The following is a 20,871-nucleotide window of genomic DNA, read 5'->3' as shown; positions in this document are numbered from 1 at the left end:
ATTTTACATATTTAACATAAGGTTCAAGTTTTCATTACATATCTGTGTTATAATAAGAAAAAATACGAGGTAATTATGTTTATAGATATAGCAAAAATAAAATTAAAAGCCGGAAAAGGTGGCGATGGTGCTGTCGCATGGCGTAGAGAAAAGTATGAACCAGCAGGTGGACCAGCTGGAGGCGATGGTGGAAGAGGTGGAGATGTAATTGTAATGACTGACTCTGGACTTCACACTTTGATGGATTTTAGATATAAAAGAGAATATAAAGCCGAAAATGGACAAAATGGCATGAATAAATTAAAGTTTGGGAAAGATGGCGAAGATATAATTTTAAAAGTTCCTGTTGGAACTCTCATTAGAGATGCAAATACTAAGGGAGTCATCTATGATTTAAAAGAGGACAATATGTCTGTAACTGTTTGTAAAGGTGGGAAGGGTGGTCTTGGCAATGCAAGGTTTAAGACTTCAACTAGACAGGCACCCGCTTTTGCACAAGCAGGAAATATTGGAGAAGAAAGAGAAGTTATTTTAGAATTAAAACTTCTTGCAGATGTTGGGTTAGTAGGTTTTCCAAATGTAGGCAAGTCTACACTTCTTTCCATAGTGACTTCTGCAAGACCAAAGATTGCAAATTACCACTTCACAACACTTTCACCAAATCTTGGAGTTGTAAAAATTGACGAAGGGGAGTCCTTTGTAATTGCTGATATACCTGGTCTTATTGAAGGGGCATCAGAAGGAATTGGTCTTGGAGATGAATTTTTAAAACATATTGAAAGAACAGGAATTTTGATTCATGTTTTAGATATTTCTGGTTCTGAGGGAAGAGATCCATTAGAAGATTTTTACAAGATAAACGAAGAACTTTTTAATTATAACGAAAGACTTGCAGAAAAGAAACAAATTATTTTTGCAAATAAAATGGATGTGCCAGGAGCAGAGGAAAATCTTAAAAAGCTAGAAAAGGAACTTGGCGATAAATACAAAATAATTGCAGGTTCAGCTGCTACAACAAAAAACTTGGATAAATTGATGATAGAAACTTATAAAAACTTGCAAGAAGTTGATTTTAGTGAATACGAAACTTATGATAAAGAGCATGTTGAAGAAGTTGTAAAGGAAGAGGGTATAAGAGTCTTCAAAGAAAATGGAAATTATTTTGTAGAGGGACCTTACATCGACAAGCTTTTGAGGTCTACTAATTTTGAAAATTACGATTCACTAAAATATTTCCAAGAAAATCTTAGAAAGAATAAAGTAGTTGAAAAGTTGGAAGAACTTGGCGTAAATGATGGCGGTTCAGTATTTATTGGCGGATACGAATTTGAATTTTTTGAATAGGAGATAGAATGTTAACAGGAAAAGAAAGAGCATATTTAAAGAGTCTTGCTCACAATATGGATCCACTTATTCAACTTGGAAAAGATGGTATAAACGATGGATTTTTAAAACAAATAGATATACTTTTGGAAGATCATGAAATTGTAAAAATAAATGTTTTACAAAATGCACCAGTGGAAGTTGATGAAATTGTAGATGAAATTTTGGATGCTACTGGTGCAGAATTTGTGCAAAAAATTGGCAAAAAACTTACAATTTATAGAGAATCTAAAGAAAATAAAAAGATAGAATTGTAATGGAAAAGTATGGAATTTTTGGAGGAACTTTTAATCCAATTCACTTTGGTCATTTGATGATTTGTGAATATTTAAAAGAAGAACTGGGTCTTGATAAAGTTATTTTCATACCAACGGGAAATCCTCCGCACAAGAGTTTAGATGTGTCTGCAATAGATAGATACAATATGGTAAAGCTAGCAATAAGTTCAAATCCAGATTTTGAAATTTCTGATATTGAAACAAATAGAGTTAATTTGTCATATACAGTAGATACAATTATAGAACTTAAGAAAATCTATGAAAATCAAAAATTATTTTTTTTAATAGGTTTGGATACTTTATTTCAACTGAAAACTTGGAGAAAAATTGAAGAACTTTCAAGAGAAATTGAATTTGTAGTTGCTCTTAGACCAAAGTATATTGATATTGATGAAATAAATAGAGAGCTGAAATTTTTGAGAGAAAATTATGGTACAATAGTTGAGATTATTCACACACCTCTTTATGAAATTTCTTCTACGGAACTAAGAACAAGAATTAGGGATGAAAAATCTGTTAGATATTTAATTCCAAATAATGTGGTGAATTATATAAAAGAAAGCGGGTTTTACAAAGTTGAACAATGACTTAAAAAAATTTGAATCTGAAACTTGTGAAAGAATTGGAGAAAAAAGATACCTCCATACAATTCGTGTAAGAGATGTTGCAATAGATCTTGCAAATATATATGGTGTTGATCCAGAAAAAGCGGAGATTGCAGGATTTTTACACGATTGTGCAAAAATTAGAGATGAAAAGAAACTTATTAAGGAAGCAAAAAATCAGGGCCTTTTGATTACAGAAGAGATGAAAAGGGCTCCTCAAATTATACACTCTCATTTAGGAAGAGTAATGGCAAAAAATTTATATGGAATAGATGACGAAGATATTTTAAATGCAATATCATATCATACAACAGGAAGACCTAATATGAGTGATCTTGAGAAAATTATTTTTTTGGCAGATTATATTGAACCTATGAGAAACTTTGATGGAGTAGATGTTGCAAGAAAGCTTGCAAAAAAAGATTTAGATTCTGCAATGTATTTTGCACTTAACAATACTCTAAAATTTTTAGTTGAGAAAGACAAATATATTGTCGTAGAAACAGTACTTGCTAGAAATTTTTATGAGGAGATGAGTAATTGAAAACTTTTTTTAAATCTTTTCTTACTACAATATTAGTAATTATAATTTTAGCTCTTATTGGATTTGCTGGCTATTTTTATTTTTTAAATGATAATGAAGAAGATAAAATTGATGATGGAAAAGAAAATTTACAATTTTTGATGCTTGGAGTGGACTCTCTTGATTCAAGAAAAGCTGATAATGCAAGATCTGACACTATTATGGTAGTAAATGTTGATTGTAAAAGTGGCAAGGTAAATATTATTTCAATTCCACGAGATACTTATAGTTCCATAAAGGGTTATAAGAAGACCAAAATCAATCATTCCTTTAAGTATGGAGGAAGTGAACTCACTTTAGATACTGTAAATAATTTACTAGGAACAGATATAAAATATTATGTAACAGTGGATTATAGATTTGTAGAAGATGTTGTAGATAAAATTGGTGGCGTGACAGTTGATGTTCCTCTTGATATGAATTACGAAGATCCAACAGCAGACCCACCATTAAAAATTGATATAAAAGAGGGAACGCAGACTTTAAAAGGAAATGATGCCATAGGTTTTTTGAGATATAGAAAGGGATACCCTGATGCAGACCTTGGCAGAGTAAAAGCACAACAACAGTTTATGTCATCTCTTCTTTCTAAAATGAAGGAACCAAAAACTTTATTGAAGGCGCCACTTCTTATGAGTTCTTATGTTAATTATTCTGAAAATAATATTCCGGCAAAAAAACTTGCCAAAATTGCAATAAAAATGCGTGGCATAACAAGTGAAGATATTGTTACAAATACACTTCCAGGTATTCCAAAATATATGGGAGGAGTATCCTATTTCGTTCCAGATGATAATAAAATACAGGTAATGCTTTTAGAAAATAATTTTAAATAGGAGGCAAAATGACAGTACAAGAAAAGTTAGATATTATTGTAAAATCTTGTGAATCTAAAAAGGGAATTGATATTAAAGTTTTAGACATCAAGGGCATGACGTCTATTGCAGATTATTTTGTAATAGTTAGTGGAAGTTCTTCAACACAAGTTGATGCACTCGCAAGAGAAATTGATGAAAAGCTTTCAGAAAAGGGAATAAATCCACTTAATAGTGAAGGTAAAAATTCTAGCAGATGGATAATTTTAGATTTTGGTGATATAATAGTTCATGTATTCCACAAAGATGAAAGAGAATATTATAATCTTGAAAGATTGTGGGAAAGTAGCGAAAATAATGAAAATATTGAGGAGGAATAATAATGGTTAAAACACTACACACAGACAAAGCACCTGCAGCAGTAGGTCCTTATTCACAAGCAACAGAAGTAAATGGATTTATTTTTACATCAGGACAACTTCCACTTGTTCCAGAAACAGGAGAACTTATATCTGATGACATAAAAAAAGCGACTGCAAGAAGTCTTGACAACATCAAGGCAATTTTAGAAGAAGCAGGATCAAGTATGGAAAAAGTTGTAAAAGTTAATATATTCTTAGATGATGTAAATGATTTTGCAGCAGTAAATGAAGTTTATGCAGAATATTTTAGTGAACATAAACCTGCAAGATCTTGTGTTGAAGTAGCCAACCTTCCAAAGAATGGACTTCTTGAAATCGAAGCAATAGCAGTAAAATAATATTTGACCCTTCGGGGTCTTTTTTAAGTTATAAAATTTTAGGTGATAAAGATGAAAGAAATAAATGTAAATGAAATAGACAAAATAGAAAAACCATTTGTCATTGATGTAAGAGAAAAAGAAGAAATTATTGAAACTGGAACGATAAAAGATGCCATTCATATTCCAATGATGAAAATTCCAAATAATTTAGACAAAATTCCAAAGGACAGGAAAGTTTACATACTTTGCAGAAGTGGACAGAGGTCTTTTCAAGTTTCAAATTATTTAGATGAGCTTGGTTACGAAGCGATAAATCTAGAAGGCGGAATCTTAGATTATAAGGGAAAATTAGAAGAAAATGGATTGTGAAAATTTAATAAACATTTTAATCCTAGCGATAAATTTTAATTCACTGGGATTTTTTATTTGCAAATTTTTTATAGTAAATTCTGCTATAATGTAATGAGGAGGTTTTTATGGAAAATAAATTTTTAATTATAGATGGAAGTTCGCTTTTTTTTAGAGCTTTTTACGCTCTTCCTCTTTTAAAAACTAAGAGAGGTCTTTATACTAATGCAATTTATGGTTTTGTAATGATGGTTGAAAACGCAATTGAAAAGATAAACCCTACTCATGTTGCAGTTTGTTTCGATATGAAAGGTAAAACTTTTAGATCAGATATTTATAAGGATTATAAGGGAACTAGACAAAAGACACCAAATGAACTTGAACAACAATGGCCTCTTGTACGTGATATTTTAAATTACATGAATATAAAAATTTTGGAATCTCCAGTATACGAAGCAGATGATATTGCTGGCACACTTGCAAAAATTGCAAGTGAAGAAAATTTTGAAACTTATCTTTTAACAGGTGACAAAGATTACTTTCAACTTGTTGACGAAAATACAAAAGTCCTTTTAACTAGAAAAGGCATAACAGAAATGGACATAGTAACTATTGAGAGTCTAAAAGAAGATTATGAAATTGAACCAAAACAGTTTATTGAGCTAAAGGCTCTAATGGGTGATTCGTCAGACAATATACCTGGGATCTATGGAATTGGTGAAAAAACTGGACTCAAGATTATAAAAGAGTTTAAAAATATTGAAAATCTTTACGACAACATTGAGGACATATCTGGGAAAAAATTAAAAGAAAAATTAATTGATGGCAAAATGTCTGCCTTTATGAGCAAGAAACTTGGCACAATTGTGAGAGATGTTCCCATAGATGAAAGTTTAGATGATTTCAAGAAAACTCCTTACGATTATGAGAAACTTTCTCAGATGTATCGTGATTTTGAATTTAGTTCAATGTTAAAAAGGCTTCCGAAGGAATATCAAAAGGAGGATATAGAAGAAATTTCTGAGGATAATTTTAAATTTGTTGAGGAAAAAAATTTAGATAATATTATAAAAAAATTAAAGAAATCTAAATCTTTTGCTTTTAAATTTATAACAGATGGAAAAATTTATGAAAATGTAGTTCCAACTTATCTATCCATAAAGGCTAAAGATGATTTTGCAAGTTTTATAAAGTGGGAAGATTTAGATTTAAAAAATTTAAAAGATATTATGGAAGATGAAGACATAGAAAAATTGGGCTATGAAATAAAAGAAGACATAATAATTTTAATGGATCTTGGAATTGATATTAAAAACTATACTCACGACGCAAAAATTGCTGAATATATTTTAAATTCAACTAAAAGTGATTATGATATAAATAAAATTTCTCTTGAATATTTTAAAAATGGATATTTAGATGAAGAGGATCTCCTTGGAAAGGGTGCGAAGAGAAAGAAATATTCTGAACTAGAAATTGAAGATTTATTTAAGTATTTCGCCTTTGTTTTAAATACAGTTTACAATGTAGGAGATTTACAAAAAGAAAAAATTAAAGAAGAAAATATGATTTCTCTTTATGAAGATATGGAACTTCCGTTAGTAGAAGTCCTTGCATCAATGGAATATGTTGGGATAAACACCAATATAGATGTTTTAAATGAAATTGATAGAGAAATAACTGAAAAGTTGAAAAGTCTTGAAGCAAAAATTTATGAAGAGGCTGATGAAGAATTTAATATTAATTCACCGAAACAATTGGGAATAATTTTGTTTGAAAAAATGGATTTCCCTGTAATTAAAAAGACAAAAACAGGATATTCAACTTCTGCAGATGTACTTGAAAAATTAAAGGACAAGGGCGAAATAATTGAAAATATTTTAGATTATAGAAAGTTTTCTAAATTAAAGTCCACTTATATAGATGGTTTGAAAGCCGTAATAAATAAAAATACAAATAGAATTCACTCAAGGTTTATGCAGACAGTTACATCTACTGGAAGAATTTCTTCGACAGAGCCAAATCTTCAAAATATTCCAATAAAAACTGAGGAAGGAAAACTAATTAGAAAGGCATTTTTGGCGTCAGAAAATTCTATTTTAGTTGACGCAGATTATTCACAAATTGAACTTCGTGTACTTGCTGCACTTTCAAATGACAAAGAAATGCTAAATGCTTTTACAGAGGGACTTGATATTCATAGAAAAACTGCATCAGAAGTATTTCATGTAGATTATGAAGATGTGACTTCACTCCAAAGATCAGAGGCAAAAGCAGTAAACTTTGGAATAGTCTATGGAATTTCAGACTATGGTCTTTCCCAAAATTTAAATATTCCACGAAAAGCAGCAAAGGAATACATTGACAACTATCTAGAACACTTTGTTGGAATAAAAAATTATATGTCAGAGGAAATAGAAAAGGGCAAAAAGAAGGGCTATGTGGAAACAATTTTCAAGAGGAGAAGATATATACCAGAGCTCAATGCAAAGAATTTTAACATAAGAAGTTTTGGAGAGAGGGTCGCACTAAACACACCAATTCAAGGTTCGGCAGCAGACATAATAAAAATTGCCATGGTAAAAGTTTATAGTGAACTTAAAAAGAGAAAGTTAAAGTCCAAACTGATAATTCAAATTCACGACGAACTTGTTGTTGATGCAGTAGAAGATGAAGTTGAAGAAGTAAAAAAAATTATGAAGGACTTAATGGAAAATTCCGTTGACTTAAATGTAAAACTTTCTGTGGACATGAACACTGGAGTAAATCTCTATGAATCAAAGTAAAATTATTGGCCTCACAGGCTCTATTGCAACGGGAAAATCTCAGGTCTCAAAATATTTAAAGGGCAAGGGCATAAAGGTAGTTGACGCAGATTTAATAGCAAGGGATGTGGCAAACTATAAATCTGTAAAAAATAAAATCAAAAAAGTATTTGGAGATGACCTTTACATCAATGACCAGCTGGACAGAAAAAAGCTGGCTGAAATTATTTTTGCAAAAAAAATTCACCGCCAAAAATTAAATGATATAATGCATCCAGAAATTTACAAAGAGATAAATAAAAAGACTAGGGGCAAGGAAGACCTCGTTTTCGTGGACATACCCCTTCTCTTTGAAAATGAAGATATAAATAAGAAGTATGGACTTGAGTTTGACGAGATTTGGCTTGTCTATGTTGACAGGGAAACCCAGATAAAAAGGCTCATGGATAGAGATAGAATTTCAAGAGAATATGCAGAGAAAAAAATAAATTCGCAAATTTCTGTTGAAGAGAAGAGAAAAAAAGCAGATGTCATAATTGACAACTCAGGTATTTTAGAAGAAACTTTCGCCCAAGTAGAAGAAAATTTAAAAAAATAAAAGAGATGTGTTGGAAATTTTCCAACACATTTTTTTGCAAGGAAAAATTTACAAAATATAAAAATAACTTTACAATTCCTAATTTCTTTGTTAAGATATAACTTGTCCTAGGGGTATAGTTCAGTTGGTAGAACATTGGTCTCCAAAACCAAGTGTCGTGGGTTCGAGTCCTGCTACCCCTGCCAATTACTGATTGCGCAAGCAGTCAGTTTTTTTATGCCCATTTTTAAAATTTATAATATAGTTACTCTACATATTGATAAAATGGGAATTTCTATTGAATTTATTTAAAAAAATTTTATAACTATGATATAATTATATATTATGAATTGGAGGTCAACATGAAAGAAAAATTACTTGGAATCAAAGATGAATCCATGAAACTTTTAAATAAAGTTAATACAATTAAAGAGATAGATGAACTTAAAGTTAAGTACTTGGGCAAAAAGGGAGAGATAACTAAAATATTAAAAGGCATGAAGGATCTTTCCAAAGAAGAAAGGCCTGTTATGGGTGCTCTTGCCAATGAAGTGCGTGAAGATATTGAAAAATCTATTGAAGAAAAAAAGATTGAGATTAACGACAAAATATTAAAGGAAAAACTTCGTGAGGAAAGAATCGATGTTACTTTAAAGACTGATGATATTTATTTGGGACACAGACATCCTCTAAAGAAGACTCTTGAAGATCTTGAAGATTTATTTACACATATGGGTTTCACAGTTTACGATGGGCCTGAAATTGAAACTGTTGAAAATAATTTTGACCTTTTAAATGCACCAAAGGATCACCCTTCAAGAGATATGTCAGATACCTTTTATTTTAATGATAATACTATACTTAGATCCCAAACTTCACCTGTTCAAGTTAGAGCAATGAAAGAACATGGAGCTCCAATTCGCATGATATGTTCTGGCAGAGTTTTTAGGTCTGATGAAGTTGATGCTACTCACTCACCAATGTTTCATCAACTTGAAGGGCTTGTTGTAGATGAAAAAATTTCTGTTGCAAATTTAATTGACACTTTAAATTATTTTGTAAAGGCATTTTTTGGAGAAGATATGAAGACTAGATTTAGACCTCATTACTTCCCGTTTACTGAGCCAAGTTTAGAAGTCGATACTACTTGTCCTAGTTGTGGTGGCAAGGGTTGTAAGGCTTGCAATTATACTGGATGGAGTATGGAACTTTTGGGATGTGGAATGGTTCACCCAAATGTTCTTAAAAATTGTGGAATTGATCCTGAAAAATATTCTGGTTTTGCCTTTGGCATGGGAATCGACAGAATTGCAATGGTAAGGTACAATATCACAGATATAAGAATGATGTTTGAAAACAACAAAAAGTTCTTGGAACAGTTTTAAGGAGATAGATATGTTATTACCGATTAAATGGCTAAAAGATTATGTTGATTTCGATTTTGATGTGAAAAAGCTTGCTGATGGGCTTTCTAATTCTGGTTCTCATGTTGAATCTATTATTATCCCTGATGATGGTTTAAATAAAATTGTAGTTGGGAAAATTGAAAAAATTGAAAAGCATCCCGATGCAGATAAACTTGTGATTTGTTCTGTAAACGTTGGTGACGAAATTTTACAAATTGTTACTGGTGCATCAAATGTTTTCGAAGGTGCGATTGTTCCTGTTGCTCTTCACGGGTCTACTCTTGCTGATGGTGTTAAGATAAAAAAGGGTAAACTTCGTGGAGTTGAATCAAATGGAATGTTGTGTTCTCTTGAAGAACTTGGATTTGAAAATTCTGTTATACCTAAAGAAGCAAAAAATGGAATTTTTATTTTTCCAGAAGGTACCGAAATAGGCAAGTCTGCCATAGAAGTTCTTTTTATGGATAATGAGATTCTTGAACTTGAAATTACTCCCAATAGGCCAGACTGTCTTAGTATTATGGGAATGGCTGTGGAAACTGCCGCATCCTTTGATTTAAAAACTAAACACAATGATATAAAAATTGAAAATGAAGTTTCCAATTTTTCGGAATTTTTTGATGATATAATTGTTGAAACTGAAAATTGTAATAGATATTATTCAAAGATTTTAAAAAATATTAAGATTGGTCCTTCTCCACTTTGGCTACAAGCTTACCTTATGCAAGCAGGGGTAAGACCAGTTTCAAATATAGTTGACCTTACAAATTTTGTTATGCTTGAATATGGTGAACCTCTTCATGCCTTTGATCTTGACACATTGAAAAACAAAAAAATTGTTGTGAGAATGGCAGAAGATGGCGAAGAGATGGTTACCCTTGATGGAGAAACTAGAAAGCTTGAAAAGGACGATATTTTAATCACTGATGGAAGTGAAATTGTTGGACTTGCTGGTGTGATGGGTGGTCTTGATTCTGAAATTACAGATAAAACTGTAAATGTTCTTCTAGAAGGTGCGAGCTTCAACAAAGAAAATATTAGAAAAACGTCAAGAAGACTTAATCTTAGAAGTGAAGCGTCTTCAAGATTTGAAAAGGGAATTGATGTAAATTTAGCTAAGACTGCTGTTGACAGAGTTTGTGAACTTGCTGAAAAAATGGAAATTGCAGAAGTTGTTGGCGGAAACAAAGACGTTGGAAACTTTGATAGAAAAGAAAAAGAAATAGAATTAAGAAAAGAAAAAGTAAATAATCTTATTGGTGTTGACTTTACAATGGATGAAATTTCTAATATTTTAAATAGATTTGAAATCGAAACTGATGTAAGAGATGACTATCTTATTGCAAAGGTACCAACTGTTAGACTTGATCTCGACATAGAAGAAGATTTAATAGAAGAAATTGCAAGAATTTATGGTTATGACAATATTGAACCTAAGAAGTTAAAGGGGACTTTGACTGTTGGTAGAAAACCTGTATTTAGAAATGTAGAAGATAGGATAAAAAATCAACTTATTGGGTTAGGATATTCTGAGTTTATGACTTATTCTTTTGTCAGTCCTTCTTCTTATGAAAAAGCAAATTACAAAGAAGATGAAAAGAATATTATAAAAATTTTAAATCCCCTTGGCGAAGATTACTCTATTATGAGAACTACAATGATTCCGTCAATGATAGATGCTCTTTCAAAAAATTATGCAAGAGGCAATGTCAATGTAGGCGGTTTTGAAATTGGAAATACATTTTTCCCAACTGAAGAGGAGCTTCCTTCTGAAAGGTTAAAACTTGCAATGGGATTTTACGATCTTGGAGATTTTTATTATTTAAAAGAATCAATTGAAAAATCTCTTTGGTATCTTGGAATAAATAATCTTGAAGTGAGAAGAAGGGAAACTAGCTTCCTTCATCCAGGAAGAAGTGCAGAATTTATTTTAAATGGAAAGAGCCTTGGAGTTTTTGGCGAAGTGCATCCAAAGGTACTTGAAAATTACGGTTTAAAAAAGAGAGCTTATGTTGCAGAACTTGATTTTAACTTAATAGTTGAAAATACAATAGATAATTACACATACAAGGCATTGCCAAAATATCCTACAATGAAAAGGGACTTTGCCTTTGTAATGGATAGAGATGTGGATTCAGTTGAACTTGAAAAAATTTCTAAAAAATATGGCAAAGAACTTTTAGAATCTTTTAAAGTTTTTGATATATATGAAGGAAAAAATATTGAGGATGGCAAAAAATCTGTTGCTTTTTCACTTGTTTTTAGAGCGGCTGATAGAACTCTAGAGGAAAGTGAAGTTACAGAAATTTGTGAAAAAATAGTTACTGAGATTGAAAGTGAAATTGAAGCTAAATTAAGATCCTAAGGAGGCTATTATGTCCGATTCAAAGAGAATTGAAGTTGTTATTGATGGCATGAAATTTTTTGTTTGTGGAGATGATGACGAAAAGTATATTAAGGACCTAGCAAAAGAACTTGATGGTAAGATAAAAGAAACTTCAAAAAGTAATTACAAATTAAATCAAGTACAATCTCTTGTTTTATGTGCACTAAATATTTTAGATGATTTAGAAAAAGTTAAGGCTGATAAAATTGATTTAGATAAAGTTGGTGCAGATAAAAAAGAAATTATTGAAAAAATTGAAGAGATAAAAGATTTAAAAAAACAGCTTTCTATTTTTGAAGAAGAAAACAAAAAAGTTAACAAAATTTATAGAGAGTTGCAACAAAAGTCCATGGATGTAGAAGATAGAAATAGAAAAGTGAACAAAGATCTTCTTGATAAAAATTCTGAGATTGCAAATTTAAAAGAAGAGATACAAAAGCTTGAGGGAAATATTTCTGCTTTAGAAGAAAAAAATAACGATGCGTCAAGAAGAATAATAGATCTTTCAAGAGAATTGGAAAATCTTTATGAAGAAAAGTAAATATGAAATTTTAGCACCTGCTGGTGATATGAATGCTCTTAGGGCTGCTGTATCAGCAGGTGCTAATGCTGTTTATTTAGGGTATGATGAGTTTTCTGCAAGAGCAAAGGCAAAAAATTTCAATAAAAAAGAGTTAGAAGAAGCAGTTAAATTTGCACACCTTAGAAATGTAAAAATTTATGTAACATTTAATATTTTAATTGCAGATTTTGAAATAAAAAGAGCAATGGAAAGTATAAAGATGCTACATGATATTGGTGTTGACGCACTAATACTTCAAGATATTGGTATTGCCGATAGAATCAGAAAGGACTTTCCCGATTTTGAATTACACGCATCTACTCAGATGGCTGTAAATAATTTCTATGGAGCAGCATTTTTAAAAGAAATGGGTTTTTCCAGAGTAGTGCTTGCTCGAGAAACTCCCCTTTTTGAAGTTGAAAAGATAAAAGAACTTGATATTGATATAGAAACTTTTATACATGGTGCACTTTGCGTATGTTATTCAGGCGAATGCCTAATGAGTTCCATGATTGGTGGAAAGTCTGGCAATAGAGGAGAGTGTGCACAGTCTTGTAGAAGGTCTTATGAAATTTTAGATTTTCATAAAAATAAAATTGCAAGAAGGCTTTATTATATTTCTCCCAAGGATTTAAATACATTAGATGATGTGGCAAAGGTGATTAATGCTGGCGGGTATTCTCTAAAAATTGAAGGGAGAATGAAAAATCCAGAGTATGTCTATACCCTTGTTTCTTCTTACAAAAAAGCTTTGGAGGGAAAACTAAAAATAGAAGATAAAGAGAATACAGAGCAAGTTTTTAATAGAGGCTTCACAAAGGGATTTTTTAATGGAGATTTTGGAAATAATTTTATTTCTTCTGACAGACCAGATAATAGAGGAGTTGAAATTGGAAAAGTTATTTCTATTTCCAAAAATTTTGCAAAAGTAGTTTTTAGTGTAGATGTATTTGAAGGTGATGGACTTGAGTTTGAGTCAAACAAGGGAAGGTTTGGTTTTAAGGTAAGAGAATTTTATAAATTTGGAGAAGAAGTTAATTTAGTGCTTCACAAAATGCCTACAGAAGGTTCTAAAATAAATAGAACATATTCAAAAAAATTATATGAAAAAGTTGACGATAAAATTGAAAATTATAATTTTAAGAGAAATTTGGATTTAGATTTGAATATTAATATAGGGGAAAATCCTAAAATCAATGGAAAAACAGAAGGATTTGAAACAAACTATGAATTAGATAAAAAAGTTGAAGTTGCAAAAAAATCTGGACTTTCTAGAGAAAAAGTTTTGGAAAATATTTCTAAGACTGGAGATAGTATTTTCGAGGTTAGAAGTGTAGATCTAAATCTGGATGAGGGTGCTTTTCTTCCAATTTCTGCTATTAATGAAATGAGAAGAGAAGTTGTGAAAAAATTAGAGAATAAAATTTTAGAAAAAAGCATAAATAGAGTTTTGAATCCTTATAATTTTGTAGAAGGATCTAACAGGGCCAAAATCAAATCAAAAGATTCGAAAATAAAAGTATTTTTTAATAAATTTGAGGACTTAGATAAAACAAATCTTTCTAATATTGATGAAATTATAATTCGTGCAAAGGACTTAGAGAAGTTCAAGAAAAAATATAAAAGAGAAGTTTCTATTTATCTCGACAAATTTTATTCTTATAGAGAACTTGAAAATTTAAGGAACTATATTTTAAAAGATAAAGTTGTAGAGGGAGTTTGGATAAATAATCTATCTGAATATTATATTTTTAAAGATGATGATGTAAAAATCAATGCAGATATTGGATTAAATATTTTTAACAGTAATTCAGCTGAATTTTTTTATAATTTGGGTTTAAATTCTATTACAATCTCTCCAGAGCTAAATAGCAGACAAATTCAAGAAATTGTAAAAAATAACAGTGTAGATTTCAACTTAATTTCATATGGAAGAGTGCCAGTTATGACAATGAAACATTGCCCATATTCAGTTGTAAAAAATTGCGTAGATGAGGGGAATTGTCCAAGTTGCAAGTACAAAAATTATCTTTTGAGGGATGAAAAAAATGTAGACTTTGAAGTGTTAAGGCAAAATACTTTCACAGAAATTTTTAACTCCTACCCAATTTTATTAGATGAATATGTAAATAGATTAAAGAAAAATAATGTAAATCTCTTAATTTTGGCAGATGAATTTACAGATGAAGTTATAAATTTGTATAAAAATTATAATGACAAAGATTTTGAAAATATAAAGAAAAAAATTGAAAATAAATATGGACAAGTTACAAAGGGACATATAAATAGGGGGATTGTCAGTGGATAATTCTTTTGAAAGAGCGTCAAAAACTTTGGAATTAGATAGGGTTTTAGGCGAACTAAAAAATCTTGCCAGTGCAAGCATCACAAGTGAATATATTGAAAGTATAGAAATTTCTACGGATTTTGATGAAATCAAAAATAGATTAAATGAAACAAATGAAGCATTGAAATTAATTTTATCAAAGGGCGAACCACAACTTTTTGGTATAGTTGATATAAAAAATATTATTAAGCGTGTTGAAATTGGAGGATCACTTTCTGCATCAGCACTGTTACAAGTTTCTGATTTTTTGAGAGTTTCTCGTGGGCTAAAAACTTATCTAAAAAAAGAATCCAACAGTGATGAAAGTATAAAGTTAAATTACATCGACAAATTAATTGAAGATTTGTATACTGAGAAAAAATTAGAAGATGAAATTAATTCAAAAATTATATCTGAAGAAGAAATTGCAGATGATGCTTCAAGGGAACTTCTGAGAATAAGAAGAGGAATTGCAGATAAAAAAAATTCTATAAAAAATAAGCTGAATGGAATTTTAAATAATCAAGCTAATTATTTGCAAGATGCGATAGTAACTCTTAGAGATGGGCGCTATGTCGTGCCTGTAAAAATTGAAAATAAATCAAGGGTAAGAGGTCTTGTTCACGACATCTCAAGCAGTGGGCAAACTGCATATATTGAGCCTATGTCTGTTGTTGAAGCAAACAACGAATTAAAGGAATTATATATAAAAGAAAATGCAGAAATAGAAAAGATATTAAGAGAGTTATCAGAACTTGTTGCAGAATCATCTGAATATATAAAGTCAAATCAAGATAAATTAATTGAATTGGATTTTATTTTTGCAAAGGCGAGGCTTGGCATAAAGTACCACGCAAATATGCCAAAGATAAATAAAGATGGAAGAATAAATTTAATAAGAGCATATCATCCTTTTTTAGATAGAAAAATTGCCGTTCCAATTGATATAAATCTTGGAATAGATTTTTCTTCTCTTATAATAACAGGGCCAAATACTGGTGGTAAGACAGTAAGTTTAAAGACAGTTGGTCTTTTATCTCTTATGACACAATATGGACTTTTGATACCTTGTGAAGAAAGTTCAGAAATTGCAATTTTTGAAAAAGTTTTTGCAGACATTGGAGATGAACAGTCTATTGAACAGTCACTTTCAACTTTTTCATCTCACATGGTAAATATTGTCTACACTTTGAAAAATGTTACAAAAAATTCTTTGGTTTTATTTGATGAGCTTGGAGCTGGTACTGACCCAACAGAAGGGGCGGCTCTCGCAAGGGCGATAATGGAATCTATGTTAAAAAGAAATATAAGATGTATTTCCACAACTCATTACAACCAGCTAAAGGTATTTGCTCTTACAACAGATGGAGTTGCCAATGCCTCTATGGAATTTGATGTAGATAGTCTTTCTCCAACTTATAGATTACTAATAGGAGTTCCAGGAAAGTCTAATGCTTTTGAAATTTCAAGAAGACTTGGTCTTCCAAATGAAATTATAGAGGAATCCAAAAAGCTTTTGAGTTCAGAAAACATTGAATTTGAAGATGTTTTGCAGTCTATTGACAAAGATAGGACAAAAATTAGAGAATACAAGGAAGAACTTGAGAGAGAAAAAAGAGATTTAGAAATTGAAAACAAAAAGCTTGAAGGGAAAATAAGGAATTTAGAAGATCAGAGAGAAAAAATTTTAGAAAAATCTCGTGAAGAGGCAAAGAGAATTCTTTTAAATGCAAAGGAAAATGTGGATATAATTTTGTCTGAGATAAATGAAGCAAAAGATAATATAAACTCTGAGAATTCTAAAAAAATTCAAGAGGCACAGGATCTTTTGCGTGAAAGTTTAAAGAATTCTAGAAATAATTCTGAACTTGAGATAAAAAAAGCAGTTAACCCGATAAGAGAAATAAAAGTTGGAGATAAAGTAAGGACATCTCTTGGCAACGTGGCAACTGTTATTGAACTTCCAGATAGTAAGGGAAATGTACTTGTTCAATCGGGAATTATGAAAATGAAACTTCCTAAGGAATCTTTAACTAGAATTGATGTACAGGAAGATACGACAAAGCACAATACTAAAAAGATTTTAAAGAGCAAAGCAACTAATGTAAAAAGTGAAATTGACATTAGGGGCAAGAATTTTGACGATGCAAAAGATATTGTAGAAAAATATTTAGATGATGCCTATCTTTCTGGCTTAAAATCAGTTAGAATAATTCATGGTAAGGGCACAGGCGTCCTTAGAAAAAAACTTAGGGAATATTTTAAACAGATAAAAATTATAGAGTCTTTTAAAGATGCACAGTACAATGAAGGTGGCGATGGTGTAACTGTCGTAACATTAAAGTAAGGAGTTAGGATGATAAATTTTAGAGAAGAAATAATAAAAATACTTGATGAAAAAATTGAAAGTTTAAATCCACTAGAAATAGATAAAATGATTGAAATTCCGCCAAATTATGAACTTGGTGATTTTGCTTTTCCAGTGTTTAGTTTGGCAAAAGTTTACAGAAAAAATCCTGCCATTATTGCGGAAGAACTTGCAGGAGAAATTAATTCAAAATATTTTGAGAAAGTTGAAAATAAAAATGCCTATTTAAATTTTTATATCAACAAAAGTCTTTTGGCAGAGGAAATCTTAAAAGAAACTATTGAAAAAAAAGAAGATTTTGGAAAGGTAAATTATGGTGAAAATAAAAATGTAGTTGTGGAATACTCTTCAACAAATATAGCAAAGCCTTTTCATATTGGTCACATTAGGTCAACAGTAATAGGAGATTCGCTAAAAAGGATTTATAAATTTTTGGGTTACAATACAATTGCAATAAATCACCTTGGCGATTATGGGACTCAATTTGGTATGCTTATTTATGCGTACAAAACTTGGGGGAGTAAAGAAGCTATTGAAGAAAATCCTATTGACGAACTTTTAAAATTATATGTAAAAGTAAATGGAGTTTGCGAAGAAGACAAAGATGTAAAAGACAAGTGTAGATACTGGTTTAAGGAACTTGAAAATGGAAATGAAGAGGCCGTAGAAATTTGGAAATGGTTTAAAGAAGTTTCATTAAAGGAATTTAATAGAGTTTATGATATGCTTGATATTCACTTTGATTCTTACAATGGTGAATCTTTTTACTCAGATAAAATGCCTGCACTTATAGAGGAACTTCGCAGTAAAAATGTACTTGAAGAGTCAGAAGGTGCGGAAGTAATTAACTTAGAAGAGTATGATCTTCCTCCAGCAATTGTTGTAAAAAGTGATGGAACAACAATTTATTTGACAAGAGATTTAGCTGCAGCAAAATATAGACATGAAAATTATAGACCATATAAAAATATTTATGTTGTAGGAAGTCAACAAAGTCTTCACTTTAAACAATTGAAATCTGCACTTAAAAAAGCAGGCTTTGATTGGTATGATGAAATAGTTCATGTACCTTTTGGAATGGTTTCTCTTGAAGATGGAACACTTTCAACTAGAAAGGGGAAAGTTGTATATTTAGAAGATGTACTGAACAAAGCAACAGATAAGGTTCGTGAAATTTTAGATAACAGAGAAAAAGAACAACACCAAAAAATAGAAAACAAAGAAGAACTTTCACAAGCAGTTGGAATAGGAGCAATAAAATTCCAAGAATTATTTAACGGCAGAATAAAGGACTATACATTTAACTGGGATAAGACTCTTTCTTTTGAAGGTGAAACAGGACCTTATGTGCAATACGTTCACGCAAGAATTTGTTCCCTTTTAACAAAAGGTAATTTTGATATAAATAATGAATTTGATGCAAGTCTATTAAATAAAGAGTCTGAAATAGATATTATAAGAATTCTTTATAATTTCACAAATGTAGTAATTGATGCTTGTGAAAAATGTGAACCATACTACATTACAAGATATACAGTGGAACTTGCGAAGAACTTCAATAAATTTTATAATCAAACACAAATTTTGGTAGAAGATGAAAAATTAAAAAATACAAGACTTCTACTTTGTTATGCAGTTAAAAATGTTATTGCAAGTGGACTTTATCTACTTGGGATAAAAGCTCCTGAAAAGATGTGATAAAATGAGTTTTTTTGAAGATTTAAAATTAGTTTATTCTAAAGCATCTAAAGATACTTTGACAAAAATAAAAAGTTCACCACTAATTTTAATAGTTCCTTTTTTGTACGGAATAATTTATAGCCTTGCAATGATAGTATTTGGAAATATATTAGGGATGGTATCAGGAGTATTTATGGGATTTTTAATGCCTGTTATAACTTCTCTTATACTTTCGAGTTATTTTTCAATTCTAAGTGATTTAATTTACTATAACAGAATTAGTTTTAGAAATTTTAAAGATACATTTAAAAGTTATTTTGCATCAATTTATTCGGTTTATTTTATATTAATAATAATATCTTGGATAATTCCAGTATTTGGAGGGAATTTAATTTTAGCAGTTATAATAAATCTAATTATAAATCCGATAGCGGAATCAATTTATATAAGAGGAGAATATTATACAAGTGCCTATACACATTCCTTTGAATTTATGAAAGAAAATTTTTGCCTATGGGTTATTCCTTACGTAGTATATTTATTAATTTTACATCTTATTGGTTTTGATTTTGTATCCACAATAGCGTCAAGTAGTGTCATAGATATTCCTCTTGGCGAAAACTTAGTAAATGGAATTTATTATAAGAATTTATTAAATCTCTATAATATAAGAATTTTATTGGCAACTATTGTGACAGCAATTTATGCGGTATTTAGAGGAAACTTGTATAAAATATTACAAGGGTCTACAAGAAGAAAAAGAGCATATATGGGAGAAATTTAAATGGAAAATCTTTTTAAAGAAGAAAGAAACAAAAAATTAAAAAATATAGTTTTTATAGAGCTAAAAAAAGAATACCAACTGGAAGATTTGACACTTCCCGTTGGTTTCTCTTTGCCCATAAAGTTAGACTATATTATAGAAGGAGTAAAGGATAAAGAATTAGAAGAAGAGATAAACCTTGAAAAAATAACAGAAGCAATGATTTATCTTTTGGGAATAGATAGTGAATTTAAATATGCTGAAAAATATAAAGAAATTTTAAAAGCTTTAAATATAGATTTAAAAAATTATGCTATGCACAAGGCTTTTTTAAATCAAGAAAAAGATCCCTTAGATTCTTATATATTTTTAAAAGGTTATGAATTAATTGAAGGAGAAGACGCGGACATAATCTTTAAAGAATCAAATATATTAGAAGCTCTTTATAATAAAATAAAAGATGACTATGAAAAGAGTGAAAAACTTTTAAATATAATAATAAAAAATTATAACAAAGTTTTGAATTTGGACGAGGAATATAGCCTTTCCTATTATAGGCTTGCTTATATAAATTTGTCGCTTCGAAAATATATAAAAGCAAATATGTATTTTGAAAGATTTTTAAATACATCTTATGATGAAGAATTAAAAGAGGAAGTTAGATGCGAAATAGAAACAATAAAAGATTATGTAAATTTTGACTCGGCAAAGACATATCTATCTTATGGAGAATATGAAAAAGCACTAAATTTGTTAAAAGGAATTTCAGAAAATTTTAATAAAGACGAAGAGTTTTATTACATCTATGGCATAACATATTACAACATAGGAGATTTAAAAAGTGCAGAAGAATATATAAAGTTATCAGTAGAAAAAAAGGTATTAGAAGAAAATGTAAATTTATTGTCAACACTTTATGCATCAAAAAATAGATTTGACAAATCAATAGAAACATTAAAATTGGGTTTAGAAGAAATGAAAGACAGTTACATTTTAAATTATAATTTAGGGATAATATATTTAAATATAAAAGAGAAAGAAAAAGGAATAGAATACCTAAAAAAAGCCAATAGTCTAAGTCCAAAAGAAGAATTAGAAAATTTAATAAAAAAATTAAATTAAGTATTGACACGATTCAAAAATCAGTGTATACTGAACAAGTTGTCTAGCGAGGACAGCACTTCTTAAAAACAAAGTAAAATAATTCAAAAAAAAGTAAATTTTACTTGACAAATTTTTTTTGAGAAGATATAATAAAAAAGCTACTTCAAGAGTAGCAAGAAC

The 20,871-nt window shown here is 30.0% G+C and carries 18 protein-coding genes and 1 tRNA gene; all 19 read left to right on the top strand.

The genetic code is table 11. The features are described 5' to 3' along the window. Positions 1–75 precede the first annotated feature (75 nt). The 19 genes from obgE (at position 76) to RH95_RS02775 (ending at position 20,709) form a co-directional block, all read left to right on the top strand. Entirely contained in the window at positions 76–1,344 is a 1,269-nt protein-coding gene (obgE, locus tag RH95_RS02865; RefSeq protein ID WP_010243068.1) for a GTPase ObgE, read from the top strand. A gap of 8 nt (positions 1,345–1,352) precedes the next feature. Continuing rightward, positions 1,353–1,640: a ribosome assembly RNA-binding protein YhbY gene (yhbY, locus tag RH95_RS02860; RefSeq protein ID WP_010243059.1), complete on the top strand. Its 288-nt coding sequence runs from the start codon at positions 1,353–1,355 to the stop codon at positions 1,638–1,640. After that, positions 1,640–2,248, top strand: coding sequence for a nicotinate-nucleotide adenylyltransferase (gene nadD / locus RH95_RS02855; RefSeq protein ID WP_010243058.1), 609 nt, complete (start codon positions 1,640–1,642; stop codon positions 2,246–2,248). The genes yhbY and nadD overlap by 1 nt, the downstream gene beginning before the upstream one ends. Beyond that, positions 2,238–2,810 (top strand): bis(5'-nucleosyl)-tetraphosphatase (symmetrical) YqeK, encoded by a 573-nt coding sequence (gene yqeK / locus RH95_RS02850; RefSeq protein WP_010243056.1) that lies wholly within the window; start codon positions 2,238–2,240, stop codon positions 2,808–2,810. The genes nadD and yqeK overlap by 11 nt, the downstream gene beginning before the upstream one ends. Next, positions 2,807–3,685 (top strand): LCP family protein, encoded by an 879-nt coding sequence (locus RH95_RS02845; RefSeq protein WP_010243054.1) that lies wholly within the window; start codon positions 2,807–2,809, stop codon positions 3,683–3,685. Before yqeK ends, RH95_RS02845 begins: the two co-directional genes overlap by 4 nt. Before the next feature lie 8 nt (positions 3,686–3,693). Then, positions 3,694–4,044 carry a ribosome silencing factor gene (gene rsfS / locus RH95_RS02840; RefSeq protein ID WP_010243051.1) on the top strand — a complete coding sequence of 117 codons (351 nt, stop codon included), beginning with the start codon at positions 3,694–3,696 and terminating at the stop codon, positions 4,042–4,044. Between the two features lie 2 nt (positions 4,045–4,046). Further along, complete coding sequence (locus RH95_RS02835) at positions 4,047–4,424, top strand: RidA family protein (RefSeq protein ID WP_010243048.1); 378 nt, start codon at positions 4,047–4,049, stop codon at positions 4,422–4,424. A 51-nt stretch (positions 4,425–4,475) separates the two neighbouring features. Beyond that, positions 4,476–4,775: a rhodanese-like domain-containing protein gene (locus tag RH95_RS02830; RefSeq protein ID WP_010243046.1), complete on the top strand. Its 300-nt coding sequence runs from the start codon at positions 4,476–4,478 to the stop codon at positions 4,773–4,775. Between the two features lie 107 nt (positions 4,776–4,882). Beyond that, positions 4,883–7,540, top strand: coding sequence for a DNA polymerase I (gene polA, locus RH95_RS02825; RefSeq protein WP_010243035.1), 2,658 nt, complete (start codon positions 4,883–4,885; stop codon positions 7,538–7,540). Further along, positions 7,527–8,117 (top strand): dephospho-CoA kinase, encoded by a 591-nt coding sequence (gene coaE, locus RH95_RS02820; protein WP_010243034.1) that lies wholly within the window; start codon positions 7,527–7,529, stop codon positions 8,115–8,117. The genes polA and coaE overlap by 14 nt, the downstream gene beginning before the upstream one ends. Positions 8,118–8,226: 109 nt before the next feature. Continuing rightward, a tRNA-Trp gene (locus RH95_RS02815) sits at positions 8,227–8,302 on the top strand. A gap of 156 nt (positions 8,303–8,458) precedes the next feature. Continuing rightward, the gene (gene pheS, locus RH95_RS02810; protein WP_010243033.1) at positions 8,459–9,481 is read left to right on the top strand and encodes a phenylalanine--tRNA ligase subunit alpha; all 1,023 of its coding nucleotides are present in this window, start codon (positions 8,459–8,461) and stop codon (positions 9,479–9,481) included. Positions 9,482–9,491: 10 nt separating this feature from the next. Beyond that, positions 9,492–11,867 (top strand): phenylalanine--tRNA ligase subunit beta, encoded by a 2,376-nt coding sequence (pheT, locus tag RH95_RS02805; protein WP_010243032.1) that lies wholly within the window; start codon positions 9,492–9,494, stop codon positions 11,865–11,867. A 10-nt stretch (positions 11,868–11,877) separates the two neighbouring features. Further along, on the top strand, positions 11,878–12,429 hold the full coding sequence (locus RH95_RS02800; RefSeq protein ID WP_010243031.1) for a cell division protein ZapA: 552 nt from the start codon (positions 11,878–11,880) through the stop codon (positions 12,427–12,429). Next, positions 12,416–14,758: a U32 family peptidase gene (locus RH95_RS02795; RefSeq protein ID WP_010243030.1), complete on the top strand. Its 2,343-nt coding sequence runs from the start codon at positions 12,416–12,418 to the stop codon at positions 14,756–14,758. The genes RH95_RS02800 and RH95_RS02795 overlap by 14 nt, the downstream gene beginning before the upstream one ends. Further along, a complete protein-coding gene (locus RH95_RS02790; protein WP_010243029.1) occupies positions 14,751–17,123 on the top strand; it encodes an endonuclease MutS2 in 2,373 nt (790 codons plus the stop codon). Before RH95_RS02795 ends, RH95_RS02790 begins: the two co-directional genes overlap by 8 nt. Before the next feature lie 9 nt (positions 17,124–17,132). Then, on the top strand, positions 17,133–18,842 hold the full coding sequence (argS, locus tag RH95_RS02785) for an arginine--tRNA ligase (protein ID WP_010243019.1): 1,710 nt from the start codon (positions 17,133–17,135) through the stop codon (positions 18,840–18,842). A 4-nt stretch (positions 18,843–18,846) separates the two neighbouring features. After that, entirely contained in the window at positions 18,847–19,608 is a 762-nt protein-coding gene (locus tag RH95_RS02780; protein ID WP_010243016.1) for a hypothetical protein, read from the top strand. Then, entirely contained in the window at positions 19,609–20,709 is a 1,101-nt protein-coding gene (locus tag RH95_RS02775) for a tetratricopeptide repeat protein (RefSeq protein WP_010243013.1), read from the top strand. The last annotated feature ends 162 nt before the right edge of the window (positions 20,710–20,871 follow it).

This window comes from Peptoniphilus rhinitidis 1-13, from assembly GCF_000246925.1.
GTDB lineage: Bacteria > Bacillota > Clostridia > Tissierellales > Peptoniphilaceae > Peptoniphilus_A > Peptoniphilus_A lacydonensis.
Note: the sequence above shows the minus strand (reverse complement) of the source record. Positions and strands in the feature narration are given on the sequence as shown.